Origin of the sequence: Acinetobacter sp. LUNF3 (assembly GCF_022699605.1) — a bacterium.
In the GTDB taxonomy this organism is placed as follows: Bacteria; Pseudomonadota; Gammaproteobacteria; order Pseudomonadales; family Moraxellaceae; genus Acinetobacter; species Acinetobacter johnsonii.
Genome location: NZ_CP093968.1, coordinates 957,340 through 970,090, shown reverse-complemented (window position 1 = coordinate 970,090; position 12,751 = coordinate 957,340). Strand labels below are relative to the sequence as shown.

Below are 12,751 nucleotides of genomic sequence, written 5' to 3'. Positions count from 1 at the left end.
CAAGGGCTTTAGTCACATTTAGCGGTCAGTTGCAGTCGCCGTATTGCTATCGTTGGCTGTCGCTTCGTCACCTGCTGTTGCAGTGGTACTGTTATTTGGTGTTGCAGGCTCTGCACTCGGATTCGGATGTCCTGGAGGCGCCTCATTCGGATTTGGCTTGGTATCTGCAAACATATAAAATAATAATGCGATTAAGAAAATTCCGACCAATGCCAATATATACAAGGGCACGCGTTTTTTCTTCTGCCGCTCCTCTGGCGTTTGTACATGGGACGGTTTATTGAAATCATGTGTCATAGCTCCCCCTCAATTGTCTATTATCAAGTTGTCGAATTCTCATACTAACAACTGCTTGTGTAGCATTGTGTTTCAAAGCATAGTGAGATAGTAAACAAACGCTTTATTTTAAGCTAAGTTATTATTTTTTATATTTTTAAAAACAGTCACTCTTCTGTCAATTCAGTGTTAAAAGTCATATAAAAAGTATTTCATATACACATAGACAAAAAGAGTCTGGCGAACAGCGTTCTTTAAATGAATTTGCGCTATAATTATGCACCTTGTTTTAGCTGTTTTTGGACTTTATGGCATATCGTCAACAAAGTGTAACGCTTGATTTAGACACTGATGTTACGCACCAATGTCATTTGCACTACACGCGAGACCAACATCTTATTGGTATTATTGAATTTTCTAAGCCTAGTTATATTTTAAAATGGGGTGATCTGGAGTTTTTCCGTCGTCGTACTGAAGAGTTTTCAGTGATGCCTTTTCCTGAATGTGTCAATGCCATGATTATTGACATTCGAAATGTGCAAGCCTTTTTAGATAATGAAACACCCATCATTCCTTGGCGCTTACTGGAAGAAGAATGTCCTGTGCGTTTAGTTGTACCTCAAGACCGTTTAGATCACTATATTGGACTGTTTGAGCCAACATGGCTGACGACTGATATTGAAACGGCTATTTCTGAAATCCGTGAATATATGGATATGTTTGTGCACTAAGCACTTCTTGATACACATCTGCTCATATCCTCTCATTGCGATTGTGCCCTATCATTTGTTCATAACGTACAGTCGCTTTTATTTTTTAGTTTTTAATCCCCTGCGGAAAGTGTAGGACAGTAAACCGAATCTAACTGACCTTTATATACTGCGTCATAAAACGGATCATCTTCAAAATAAAGCACTTTTCTTTGCTATTGCAGTTTTAGCATGTTCTACACGAAAAAAAATCCATTCTGTCATGCATCCATAACGAAACGCATAGCCAACCCTGTGGCATTAGACATTAGCCTAATAAAATGAATTAGAAAACTTGAAATGGCACGCATTATGCATAATTTTCTTTTTAATATCAGAGGAATATAGCGATGCACTTATTTAAAGCATTATTAACAAAATATTAAAAATCCCTCTTGAGCAGCAAAAGCAATCTCGATTAAGATGCAAACTAAGCTGTAAAAAAATACCATAAAAAGAACATCTTTTGCACAGAATAAAGCTTTAACCCAATTCTGACGTTTTTGATAAAAACAATGCAATTGATGCTGCAAACAAAAGGAATTTGTACATGACCATGCAACGTAATCTTTCTGCCTTATTTTGTGCAAGTGCACTTGCGCTGAGCCTCAGTGCATGTAGCGACAACAAAGCACCTGCAACGGATGCAGCTAGCACTGGCGCAGATGCTTCACAGTCAGGCACTTTAGATAAGATTAAAAAATCAGGAACCATTGTTTTAGGTTACCGTGACTCCTCTATTCCATTCTCCTATATCGCAGACAACCCAAATCAACCTGTCGGTTATGCACATGATTTACAGCTCAAAGTGGTTGAAGCTGTTAAACAAAAGCTGAATATGCCTGATTTGAAAGTTCGCTATAACTTAGTCACCAGCCAAAACCGTATTCCATTGGTTTCAAATGGCACAGTCGATCTTGAATGTGGTTCAACTACAAACAACAAAGAACGCCAGCAACAAGTTGATTTTTCTGTGGGCTTCTTTGAAGTGGGTTCACGTTTACTTACTGCAACAGATTCAGGTGTGAAGGATTTTGCTGACTTAAAAGGCAAAAAATTAGTAACGACAGCAGGAACAACTTCTGAACGCTATATCCGTCAGCATGAAAAAGAACTCGGGATTGGTGAAGTGATTTCTGCCAAAGACCATGCTGAATCATTCTTGATGCTCCAAAGTGGTCGTGCTGCTGCGTTTATGATGGATGACATTTTACTTGCTGGAGAAAAATCGAAAGCCAAAGATCCAAACAAGTGGCACATTGTCGGTACAGCACCAATTCAAGAAGTTTATGGCTGTATGTTGCGTAAAGGTGACACAGGCTTTAAGCAAGTGGTTGATGATGCAATTAAAGCCACTTATAGCTCAGGTGAAATTAACAAGATGTACAACAAATGGTTTGAACAACCAATTCCACCGAAAAACATTAACCTGAACTTTGCTATGTCAGACCAACTTAAAGCCTTAATTACAAACCCACATGACCGTGATCAGTAAACGATAAGGGAAAGATTAATGTTCACTCAGGCAAAGTTTCTTTGCCTGACCTATTTTAGGGGATTGTCATGAATTATACCTGGAACTGGGGCGTCCTTTGGCAATCCACAGGCGTCGGAGATAGCACCTATCTCAGTTGGATTTTGATTGGTTTAGGCTGGCTGTTTGTTATTGCCATTGTGGCTTGGAGCATTGCAATGGTGCTCGGAAGTATTCTCGGCATTATGCGCACGCTTCCCAATAAAACCGCACGTTCTATCGGCACTGGCTACGTCACCATTTTTCGTAATGTACCGCTACTGATCCAATTATTTATTTGGTTTTATGTGGTGCCGAATTTCTTACCTGGTCCGATTAAGTCATGGTGGATTAACGATTTAAGTGCAGGAACAACAGCGCTGATTTCAGCCAGTATCGGTCTTGGACTGTTTACCGCAGCACGTGTCTGCGAACAAGTCCGTACAGGCATTGAAGCCTTACCTACAGGACAGGTCAATGCAGGTTATGCCATGGGGTTTAGTACCGCACAACTATACCGCTATGTCATTTTACCGCAGTCCTTCCGTACGATTTTGCCGCCTCTGAGCTCCGAGCTGACCAACTGCGTCAAAAATACTTCTGTAGCCTCTTTAGTTGGGGTATCCGAGATTATTTCTCAGATGAAAACCATCAGCGAATATACGCAGAACACCATCGAAATCTATACCTATGTCACGATTATTTTCATCGTTATCAACGTATGCTTAATTACCTTAATGACGCTGCTTGAAAAACGTTTGCGTGTCCCAGGTTTAATTGCAGGAGCTAAATAATGGAATGGCTCACCGCATTTACCCATGATTTGCAGTTATCTGCACCTGCCCTATGGCATGGTTTAAGTATCACTTTGAAAGTGGTCATCATTGCCACCATTGGTGGTATTTTCATTGGCACGCTGTTGGCACTGATGCGTTTGTCTTCAATTCGCATCTTGAATTTAATTGCCCAAAGCTATGTCAATTTATTCCGCTCGATTCCTCTACTATTGGTATTGATGTGGTTCTACTTTGCTGTACCGTTCATCTACACCACAGTCACGGGAAATTACCTGACCATTGATACCGCTTTGGTCTCAAGTATTGTGGCCTTCATGTTGTTTGAAGCGGCTTATTTCTCGGAAATTGTACGTGCAGGAATTCAATCGATTCCTAAAGGACAGTCTGCCGCGGCTTATGCACTAGGCATGACCTATGGTCAGTCCATGCGCTTAATCATTTTGCCGCAAGCCTTTCGTAAAATGACACCGCTGCTGTTACAGCAAACCATCATCTTGTTCCAAGACTCAACCATGGTGTACGCCATTGGTCTACTCGACTTCTTCCGCACCAACTACGTGCGGGGCGATTTGATGTCTCTATTAACGCAATATATTTTATTTGCAGGCCTAGTGTATTTCACCATCAGTATGCTAGCCACATATGCAGTAAAACGATTACAAAGGAGGTTAAGCGTATGAGCGACCAAAAAGTAATGATTGACCTCCAAAATGTCAGTAAATGGTATGGCGATTTTCAAGTCTTAACCGATTGCACCACACAAATTTGCCAAGGTGAAGTGGTGGTGGTCTGTGGTCCATCCGGCTCAGGCAAATCGACCCTGATTAAAACAGTGAATGGACTGGAAGCCTTCCAACAAGGTCAAATCACCGTCGATGGAATACCCATCAAAGACCCGAAAACAGATTTGACCAAATTACGCAGCCGTGTAGGTATGGTGTTTCAGCACTTCGAGTTGTTTCCGCATCTCAGCATTACCGAGAATTTAACCATTGCCCAAATTAAAGTATTGGGACGCTCTGAAGCTGAAGCGAAAAAGAAAGGCTTAGGCTATTTAGAGCGTGTTGGGCTAAGTGCACATGCACATAAATTTCCAGCACAACTTTCGGGTGGACAACAGCAACGTGTCGCAATTGCCCGCGCCTTAAGTATGGATCCGATTGCCATGTTGTTTGATGAGCCTACATCGGCACTTGACCCTGAAATGATTAATGAAGTTCTTGATGTGATGGTCGAGTTGGCACATGAAGGCATGACCATGATGTGTGTCACCCATGAAATGGGCTTTGCCCGCCAAGTGGCTAACCGTGTGTTGTTTATGGATCAAGGTAAAATTGTCGAAGACTGTAGCAAAGATGATTTCTTTAACACCAAACGTGGTGATCGTGCTCAACAGTTCTTAGACAAGATCTTGCACTAGCACAGACGGGTTATCCCACATTAAAAAAGCAGATCACACGATCTGCTTTTTTAATTCACGCTCTAGTCTAAAACCAAGCGCGCATTGGTGGCTTGAACAGGACGATTATTCGGATACCCCATCAGTGCAGCGAAGTTTGCGATTTGCTGTGCTGATGCCTGCTGAATATCTTTTAAGACCACCCAACGTACACCTTCAGTACACGGCGGTGTCGTGAGCGAACCATTAAAGCGGTAGTACTCGCGATGTTTCGGCAGAAATTGATCTGCGTTTAAAGTGAGTACTTTCTGGGGGGACCTGTACTGCTGCCATAGTCCATCAAGTGCTTGATTCTTTTTCCCTTGTTCATACATCACCGCAACCACAGCCAGCTCTCCTTTTTCAGAAGCATGGACTAAATGTAATTCCATCGGAAAACTTTTGCCGTGAATCGTATTTTCAGAAGGGCTATGTAAATGCATTTGCAATAATTGAAATCGTTCTCCCTCTAAACTTAAATAACTGCCTTGATGAAAATTGGCTTGTAAAGTATGAGGGAGCTTCACGATACTCGTTGCAGCCGTTTTATAATCAAAATCAAGTGCCGCAAGGTCTGCTGAAATCACATGCTCAATATTAATGGGCGATTGATTATGCCCCGCACAAGTTTGGTATTTGCTATTGAGCTGGCTCCAATACTGCGGTGCTGTTTGTGCTTGATAACCCCAATCCGAAGTTACTTCACTACTGGCCCAAGCCATCACACATGGGAGAGCAAACAATGTTGCTATTACTTTTTTCTTCATCATAATTCATCAAAAAATATCAGTTTAAAACGCTCCAATATCCTCTAAGAAATCACGCTCAAGCAGCAAAACCTAAAATGCCAATTCTGCCTGCTTGTCTTTGTTTTTTGTGCAAACTCTGTAATCATAACTTTTCAGCAAAAAGCCAATATTGCCCGACTATTTTGTCTCGTTTTAGATGTAAAACGATGAAATAGGACTGATCATATATGACAATAATTACAATTAATTACATATAGTTATGTGATTATTCATGTTTTATCTGTGATAAATTAAAATAAGAATGAGAAAATACAATCATGTTTAAAAACTTTCACTGATGCACAATCAGCACGCACATTTCATGGCATGAGCGTTCCAAAAGAGAACAGAGCAACGGAGACTCAGCTCACAATAGCTGCTAACCGAATTTTTTTATCATTTTTTTGTGTTGCTACTTTTTGAGTTTCACTCAAAAGATAAAATATACACCTGTATATTTAAAATAAAGAAAATTAGATAAACATAATATATTCATAAACTTAATATTAATTTATATTTTAACCCATGCACCACTGCAATGCACAAACACCATCATGGTGCACACTTTTGCTTTATATCGAGTCTTGTTATTTTTAAGCAAAACTTAATCAATATTTCCTTTTTGCTGAAATCTTCACGAAATTACAAGCATCAGTATACTGGGTTTCTTTTTGCAAAATTTTGCACTCAAATGGAACCTAAACATGCAAAATATTGACTTACTTTTTCTTCTTCTTGGTGCGGTTTTAGTCCTTGCCATGCATGCGGGCTTTGCTTTTTTAGAACTAGGGACAGTTCGTCATAAAAATCAAGTCAACGCTTTAAGCAAAATTTTAACGGACTTTTCACTTTCCGCAATTGCCTACTTCTTTGTAGGTTATTACATTTCCTATGGACACCATTTTTTCCATATCGGGGATACCTTAGCAGCTGATCATGGTTATAACCTGATGCGCTGTTTCTTCCTTCTAACTTTTGCGGCCGCAATTCCAGCCATTATTTCAGGCGGTATTGCCGAGCGTGCCAAAATGCGCTCACAAGCGATTGCAACCGTGTTATTGGTGGCCTTAGTTTATCCTTTTTTTGAAGGAATCGCATGGAATGGCAACTTTGGTTTACAACAGTGGCTACAAGATACTTTCGGTGCAAGTTTCCATGACTTCGCAGGTTCAGTGGTGGTACATGCTATGGGAGGTTGGATAGCTCTGGCTGCTGTGGTTCTACTCGGTGCACGTGATGGTCGCTACAAAAAAGATGGTCGTGTCAGTGCGCATCCTCCTTCGTCCATTCCGTTCTTGGCTTTAGGTTCATGGATTTTGATCGTGGGTTGGTTTGGCTTTAATGTGATGAGTGCACAGCGTTTGGATGCTATTTCAGGACTGGTGGCGATTAACTCACTTATGGCCATGGTTGGCGGAACTTTAGCAGCCAACTTCGCAGGAAAAAATGACCCTGGCTTCTTACACAATGGCCCTTTAGCGGGTCTCGTGGCAATTTGTGCAGGTTCAGATGTCGTACACCCGATTGGGGCATTGGTGATTGGCGCCATTGCTGGACTGATTTTTGTCAAACTTTTCACCTACACCCAAAACAAGCTAAAAATCGATGATGTACTCGGTGTATGGCCTTTGCACGGCGTATGTGGTGCCTTTGGTGGGCTTGCAGTCGGGATCTTTGGTCAAAAATGGCTCGGTGGTTTAGGCGGTGTTGCGATGATGTCACAGCTGATTGGTACGCTCTTAGCTATTGGTATTGCTGTTAGTGGTGGATTGGTGGTCTATGGCGCTTTAAAAGCCACGATGGGCATCCGTTTAAGCCAAGAAGATGAATTCCGCGGTGCCGATTTATCCATTCATAAAATCTCTGCCAACTCAGATGACAGTATGTTCTAAGCACATTTCCATTTTAATACGGCTCACATGGGCCGCTTTTTTTTATTCGTATTGAACATTATAAGAGCCTTTTAGCGTTCTAAATAATCAAAAATCTCAGACAATGCCGCGATACTCGGTGCAGTCATCTGTACTGAAGGAACATGAAAGCCTGATAGCCACAGCGCTTGCATTCCTGCCTGCTGTGCACCTTGTACATCATTAATAGGATGATCACCGATAAATAAGCACTGCTCCACCTCAACAGCCAACTGCTGTGCGGTATCTATAAAAATATCGGCTTGGGGTTTGGCTTGACCAAACTGTCCAGAGCTATTGATCACATCAAAATAATGCTGAAAACCCAAGCCATTTAATATAGACAGCCGTGTGGCATGACCGCCATTTGAAATAATGGCGAGTTTATATCCCGCTTGCTTTAGACGGGTCAGCGTTTGCTCAGCCTCAGGCATCGCCACAGCACTACGACCAAACTGTGCAAACCAAAAATTGCTTAACTCTTCTAAATGTGGAGGCACCTGCCAGTTTAACTCCTGTAGCAAAGCATAAGCCACTGAAGCACCGATGCTGGGATGAGTTAAATACTCTTTTAAGGGATAACCACCATTATCAATCCGATTCACAATCGACTCAATCTGCTCCACATCAACGCAGTTAAGTTGGCTTTGATAAGTATCGGCAAGATCTTGACTAAAAGCCGCAACACTTCGCCCACGATGCGTCAAGGTATTATCCAAATCAAATAGAACAGCAAGTATCGACATGTTTAAACCTCATGTGTTTGAGAGCAAATGTAACACTGAACCGACACTTTGTATTCGCCTTAAAGCGATAACCAAAGTACAGATCATGCTAAAGCCGATGAAACAGCGTTTATGTTAAGCCTCGTTTAAGCTGACGCTGTTGGAATAGCGCTTATTTTCAGAACATGGCCTCACTTGTGTCGGATCAGCAACGTTTTTTCATCCTTCAGTTTTTTATTTTGACGCTGGGTTTTGCCATATTGTGGCTGCTCTTCCCTGTGGCGGGCACCATCGACTTACAACTGATTCACCCCTTTATGGATCAAACTGGTCATTTTCCACTAAAGCGCGACTGGGCCTTAGCAGAACTGAATCATCGTTATGTCAAAGACATCATCATCGCGGTGTATGTGATTTATTTACTGAAATGGCTCGCTTCGTATAAATGGGCTACGTTCAAGCCCCAGCGTTGGCAAAATGGTTATTTCATTGGCTTAGTCCTCATCAGTACCAGCCTCATTGGGATTTTAAAATCACAATCTGCGCATGCCTGCCCATGGGACATGACACTGGCCACAGCACATGATTTCTTTTGGGACTTATCAGCCAGCGCAGGACATTGCTTCCCTGGAGGACATGCCGCAACAGGTTTTGCACTCTTTGTGGGATATTTCGTATACCGTCTAAATGAACCCAAACGTGCGTGGTTTTATTTGCTTGCTGCCCTAATTCTAGGATTTGTTATGGGTTGGGCGCAAATGATGCGGGGTGCGCATTTCCTTAGTCACAATTTATGGACGGCATGGGTGATTTGGTTGGTCAATGTACTGGCATATGCGCTGTGTTATAAGCAGTTTACACTGTCCAGCCCAACTCAAGCCGAAACTACAGCTTAAAGATCACTTGAACTTGTAAGCCGCCCAATCCTGTACTTTGTCCAAAGTGCAGTTTGGCGCCAATTTTTTCCGCGGCTTTATCGACAATGGATAAACCCAATCCACTGCCGACTTCCAGATGGTGATGTACGCGATAGAAACGCTTTAAAATATGATCATAAAGTTCTGGCGCAATGCCCGGCCCACTGTCTTCAATTTGAACAATAGCTTGCTGATCTTGCTGATAAATAGAGACATTAATCACACCCTGTTCAGGCGTATATTTAATTGCATTATCCAAGAGATTATAGACAATGGAATGTAAGGCTGAACTTTGAGTTTCTAACCACAGTGCTTCACGCTGTTCCAAGCCTAAATCGATGTTTTTGGCTAGCGCCAGCTCCATCAGTTGCTCCATACATTCAACCGCCACATCACTTAGCCCTAGTCTTTGTGTCGGTTCTAAACTTGGTACAGAAGCATCCTGTTTTGCCAAATTGAGCAATTGTGATACCAAATGTTGAGTCCGAATTAAGCCTAAACTTAGGTTTTTTAACGCTTGGTGTTCTGGAAATTCATGCAGCAAAATTTTCATTTGCAAATTCAGTGCGGTAATGGGGGTTCTGAGCTCATGCGCTGCGTCGGCAATGAATTGCTTTTGTTCTTGTTGCGACAGCGAAATTCGTTCAAATAAACGGTTCATTTCATTAATGGTCGGAAGAATTTCCAGTGGATAACCGTCTGGACGAATCTCACTCAGTTCATATGGTTCACGCTGTGCAAGTTCCGCTTTAAACTCATCTAAGGGTTTTAGACTACGTCCAATAATCCAACTCAGCCCCCATAAAGCCAAAGGCATAAACAGTAAATATGGAATCAACATATTGGCCGCCAGCTCTAAAGCCAGCTTTTGTCTTACACTGCGCTGCTGACTGACTTGAATCTGGTACTTTTCTGTTGGCAGCACATAGGTATTCCATAAGCCTTGTGCCGTGTGATGGGTATAAAATCCAGCTTTTTTAACGGGTTGTATTAATAAATCAAACTCATGTTGCCGTTGTTCAGGCAGTCCATACGACCAAACATCTACAAATAAATCTTCTTCGTGATAGTGTCTGTCCGCCTCAAATTCACTCTTAATTGGAGCGGGATCATGCGCTGCAACACGCTCTGCCAAATTACGCATTTGTGCATCGAGGATCTCATTGGTCTCTTCAAGTGCAATGCGATATGCTGCAATCACCAACAAACACCCCATCACAATACTAAATAAAGAGGTATAGGTAATCAGTTGACGCTTTAAGGAAACAGGAGTCGACTTCGCCATTTTATGCTTCAACCTGCCCCAAACGATAGCCTAAACCTCGAATGGTACGGATAAAGTCTTTGCCAAGTTTGGCACGCAAATGGTGAATATAAACTTCAATGGTATTGCTGTTAATTTCCGAATCAAGGTCATAGAGCTTTTCTTCCAAATTGGTTTTGGAAAAAATTTTATTGGGATGACTGACCAGAGGAATTAAAATAGCCCATTCTCGGTTCGACAAATCAATGGTCTGCCCTTTGTACTTGGCTAAGTGCAAATCTTCATCTAACTCTAGACCTGCATAACTCAAAGTCTGGCTTTGCTTTTGCTGTTTTAACGCGCCACTACGACGTAATAGTGCATGAATACGTGCCAGCAACTCATCAAACTCATAAGGCTTAATTAAGTAATCATCCGCACCATGGTTTAAACCATCGACTCGGTTTTGTAATTGATCTCGTGCCGAAATAATCAACACAGGCAAAGTCGGATAAAGCGAACGGATATTTTTTAGAACCTGCATCCCATCCATCATCGGTAGGCCCAAATCCAGCAACACCACATCAAATGGATATTGTTGTAATTGCTTTAAACCATCAAAACCATTATTGACCCACACCACATCAAACTGCTGATAACGCAGCAGCGTTTGTGTGGACTCAGCAATCATAAAATCATCTTCAATAATCAATATTTTTGACATGGTCTAAGCGCTCGCTTTGGTCGCGGTACAGTGTTCTAACATATTATTTTTTGAATCAATCACCGTACTTTTTACCCCAAGTAAACTCAGTAAGCTTGGGAACAAATGATCTTGGCTTAATTCTTGGCTTTTTTGTTGCCCTAAGCAAGCGATTTGTTGCGGATTCCGCTTTTGCCATGTTTCTGAAAACCACATCAGCATCGGCACGTGGGTCTGTTGGCTCGGTGCAATGGCATAAGGTGAACCATGTAAATACAGCCCGTGCTCACCAGTCGACTCACCATGGTCAGATAAATACCAAAAACCTGTTTCAAAGTTTGAGTTTTGTTTCAATACACCAATCAGTTGACTCAACACATGGTCGGTATAAACAATAGAGTTGTCATAACTATTTTTCAGCTGTTCAGGTGTGCAGGCTTGAATGGCATTGGTTTCACACATCGGTTGGAAAGGCTGAAACTTAGGCGTTGAACGCTTATAGTAAGCTGGTCCATGACTGCCCATTTGGTGTAACACAATTAAACGTGGCGTTTTATCATCAGCCGCAATACCAGCCATATAGGCTTTTAAGCTATCCACCAAAATTTCATCGCTACATTCACCATCGGCTGAACACCATTTTTTCTGTATCGGTTCAGAAATTTTATACTGCTCAACCCGATCACAAACACCTTTACAGCCAGAGTTATTGTCAATCCATGTCACTTTGTAACCAGCACGCTGTGCAAGATCTAATAAACCTTCACGGTGGTGCGCTAACTGTGCATCGTAGTTTTCACGAGGCATGCCTGAAAACATACAAGGCACTGAAACCGCAGTGGCTGTCCCGCAAGAACTGACTTGATTAAAGTTGATGACATTGAGTTTTTCCAGCTCAGGGTTGGTCTTTTTCGCATAGCCATTTAAAGAAAAACTTTCTGCACGTGCCGTTTCACCGACCACCAAAACCATCAATTTCGGCAAGTTTTGCTGTCCGACTTGCTTCACCAAATGGGCATCTTCACCATAAGTCACCAACGGTAAATGCTGCTGTGGTCGATTTTTTTTATAATATGACAGAGTTGAACTAATCGCATTTTGCGGTGAAATCATCCCTTTGAGATCACGATGCTCACGGAAAATCGCGGCATAATCGACAAAGAAAATAAACAACATGCCTGCAATCAGCAAGATAGAAACTGCACTACCGAACAGCTTGTGCAATAACACGGTTTTAAAAGGATCACGGCGGATTTTAACCTTAAATAAAACGACTAAAGGTAGTACTACCATCGCCCCAATCCACAGCACAAGACGCCATGACAACAAGTCGCGCACTTCATTGCCATCGGTTTGCATCATGTTTTGGATCTGATCTGGTGTGATCGAAACGCCTAAGCTGTTAACAAAATAGGCACTCATTCCACCAATGACGATCAATAGCGCAGCCAACCCTTTAGCCATCGGTCGCCACTGTAGCAGCTGAAAAACCAAATGATAAAAAGCCAACACCACCAAAATGGTAGCGCCGATAAAGGCATAAGCTTTGAAACCGTGATACGGTGTAAGCAACTGAACTTGCTTATAGAACATCACGTTTAAAACCACGGCTAACCACAGCGCCAAATAGATGTTAAAGCGCGAAAGTGAAACTTCTTTAAATATAGACTGCAAATTGAACATTTTAAATCA

General features: G+C 41.9%; 13 protein-coding genes. 7 read left to right on the top strand and 6 right to left on the bottom strand.

Annotated features, from left to right (window positions below):
• Positions 1–18: 18 nt before the first annotated feature.
• Positions 19–297, bottom strand: coding sequence for a hypothetical protein (locus MN200_RS04700; protein WP_005399956.1), 279 nt, complete (start codon positions 295–297; stop codon positions 19–21).
• A gap of 287 nt (positions 298–584) precedes the next feature.
• Here MN200_RS04700 and MN200_RS04695 point away from each other — a divergent pair, with 287 nt between their 5' ends.
• The 5 genes from MN200_RS04695 to MN200_RS04675 all read left to right on the top strand — a co-directional run bounded on the left by MN200_RS04695 (position 585) and on the right by MN200_RS04675 (position 4,755).
• The gene (locus tag MN200_RS04695; RefSeq protein WP_004694572.1) at positions 585–1,007 is read left to right on the top strand and encodes a hypothetical protein; all 423 of its coding nucleotides are present in this window, start codon (positions 585–587) and stop codon (positions 1,005–1,007) included.
• Between the two features lie 568 nt (positions 1,008–1,575).
• Entirely contained in the window at positions 1,576–2,520 is a 945-nt protein-coding gene (locus MN200_RS04690; protein ID WP_242760169.1) for a transporter substrate-binding domain-containing protein, read from the top strand.
• A gap of 68 nt (positions 2,521–2,588) precedes the next feature.
• On the top strand, positions 2,589–3,332 hold the full coding sequence (locus MN200_RS04685) for an amino acid ABC transporter permease (RefSeq protein ID WP_005399958.1): 744 nt from the start codon (positions 2,589–2,591) through the stop codon (positions 3,330–3,332).
• Positions 3,332–4,015, top strand: a complete 684-nt coding sequence (locus tag MN200_RS04680) for an ABC transporter permease subunit (RefSeq protein ID WP_176537323.1) — start codon at positions 3,332–3,334, stop codon at positions 4,013–4,015. The genes MN200_RS04685 and MN200_RS04680 overlap by 1 nt, the downstream gene beginning before the upstream one ends.
• 14 nt (positions 4,016–4,029) lie before the next feature.
• Positions 4,030–4,755 (top strand): amino acid ABC transporter ATP-binding protein, encoded by a 726-nt coding sequence (locus MN200_RS04675; protein ID WP_010326224.1) that lies wholly within the window; start codon positions 4,030–4,032, stop codon positions 4,753–4,755.
• Positions 4,756–4,817: 62 nt separating this feature from the next.
• Here the strand turns inward: MN200_RS04675 and MN200_RS04670 are convergent, their stop codons facing one another.
• On the bottom strand, positions 4,818–5,540 hold the full coding sequence (locus MN200_RS04670) for a carbonic anhydrase family protein (RefSeq protein WP_242760509.1): 723 nt from the start codon (positions 5,538–5,540) through the stop codon (positions 4,818–4,820).
• 725 nt (positions 5,541–6,265) lie between these two features.
• Between MN200_RS04670 and MN200_RS04665 the strand changes: the two genes are divergently transcribed.
• Positions 6,266–7,453: an ammonium transporter gene (locus MN200_RS04665; RefSeq protein ID WP_242760167.1), complete on the top strand. Its 1,188-nt coding sequence runs from the start codon at positions 6,266–6,268 to the stop codon at positions 7,451–7,453.
• 71 nt (positions 7,454–7,524) lie between these two features.
• On the opposite strand, the gene MN200_RS04660 is transcribed toward MN200_RS04665, so the two are convergent.
• Positions 7,525–8,217 carry an HAD family hydrolase gene (locus MN200_RS04660; protein WP_242760166.1) on the bottom strand — a complete coding sequence of 231 codons (693 nt, stop codon included), beginning with the start codon at positions 8,215–8,217 and terminating at the stop codon, positions 7,525–7,527.
• A gap of 164 nt (positions 8,218–8,381) precedes the next feature.
• Here MN200_RS04660 and MN200_RS04655 point away from each other — a divergent pair, with 164 nt between their 5' ends.
• On the top strand, positions 8,382–9,092 hold the full coding sequence (locus tag MN200_RS04655) for a phosphatase PAP2 family protein (protein WP_151836508.1): 711 nt from the start codon (positions 8,382–8,384) through the stop codon (positions 9,090–9,092).
• Here the strand turns inward: MN200_RS04655 and MN200_RS04650 are convergent.
• The 3 genes from MN200_RS04650 to MN200_RS04640 are packed head-to-tail and all read right to left on the bottom strand — an operon-like array spanning position 9,082 to position 12,742.
• Complete coding sequence (locus MN200_RS04650) at positions 9,082–10,398, bottom strand: ATP-binding protein (RefSeq protein ID WP_151836509.1); 1,317 nt, start codon at positions 10,396–10,398, stop codon at positions 9,082–9,084. The two genes, MN200_RS04655 and MN200_RS04650, sit on opposite strands and share 11 nt — an antisense overlap.
• A 1-nt stretch (position 10,399) precedes the next feature.
• Complete coding sequence (locus MN200_RS04645) at positions 10,400–11,080, bottom strand: response regulator transcription factor (RefSeq protein WP_004694591.1); 681 nt, start codon at positions 11,078–11,080, stop codon at positions 10,400–10,402.
• A 3-nt stretch (positions 11,081–11,083) separates the two neighbouring features.
• Entirely contained in the window at positions 11,084–12,742 is a 1,659-nt protein-coding gene (locus MN200_RS04640) for a phosphoethanolamine--lipid A transferase (RefSeq protein WP_178905305.1), read from the bottom strand.
• Between the last annotated feature and the right edge of the window lie 9 nt (positions 12,743–12,751).

Excerpts from the sequence above, each read along its gene's own strand:
- MN200_RS04690 (WP_242760169.1), top strand. The coding sequence starts at position 1,576 with ATGACCATGCAACGTAATCTTTCTGCCTTATTTTGTGCAAGTGCACTT.
- MN200_RS04675 (WP_010326224.1), top strand. The coding sequence starts at position 4,030 with ATGATTGACCTCCAAAATGTCAGTAAATGGTATGGCGATTTTCAAGTC.
- MN200_RS04645 (WP_004694591.1), bottom strand. The coding sequence starts at position 11,080 with ATGTCAAAAATATTGATTATTGAAGATGATTTTATGATTGCTGAGTCC.
- MN200_RS04655 (WP_151836508.1), top strand. The coding sequence starts at position 8,382 with ATGGCCTCACTTGTGTCGGATCAGCAACGTTTTTTCATCCTTCAGTTT.
- MN200_RS04685 (WP_005399958.1), top strand. The coding sequence starts at position 2,589 with ATGAATTATACCTGGAACTGGGGCGTCCTTTGGCAATCCACAGGCGTC.
- MN200_RS04640 (WP_178905305.1), bottom strand. The coding sequence starts at position 12,742 with ATGTTCAATTTGCAGTCTATATTTAAAGAAGTTTCACTTTCGCGCTTT.
- MN200_RS04665 (WP_242760167.1), top strand. The coding sequence starts at position 6,266 with ATGCAAAATATTGACTTACTTTTTCTTCTTCTTGGTGCGGTTTTAGTC.
- MN200_RS04680 (WP_176537323.1), top strand. The coding sequence starts at position 3,332 with ATGGAATGGCTCACCGCATTTACCCATGATTTGCAGTTATCTGCACCT.
- MN200_RS04650 (WP_151836509.1), bottom strand. The coding sequence starts at position 10,398 with ATGGCGAAGTCGACTCCTGTTTCCTTAAAGCGTCAACTGATTACCTAT.
- MN200_RS04695 (WP_004694572.1), top strand. The coding sequence starts at position 585 with ATGGCATATCGTCAACAAAGTGTAACGCTTGATTTAGACACTGATGTT.
- MN200_RS04660 (WP_242760166.1), bottom strand. The coding sequence starts at position 8,217 with ATGTCGATACTTGCTGTTCTATTTGATTTGGATAATACCTTGACGCAT.
- MN200_RS04670 (WP_242760509.1), bottom strand. The coding sequence starts at position 5,540 with ATGAAGAAAAAAGTAATAGCAACATTGTTTGCTCTCCCATGTGTGATG.
- MN200_RS04700 (WP_005399956.1), bottom strand. The coding sequence starts at position 297 with ATGACACATGATTTCAATAAACCGTCCCATGTACAAACGCCAGAGGAG.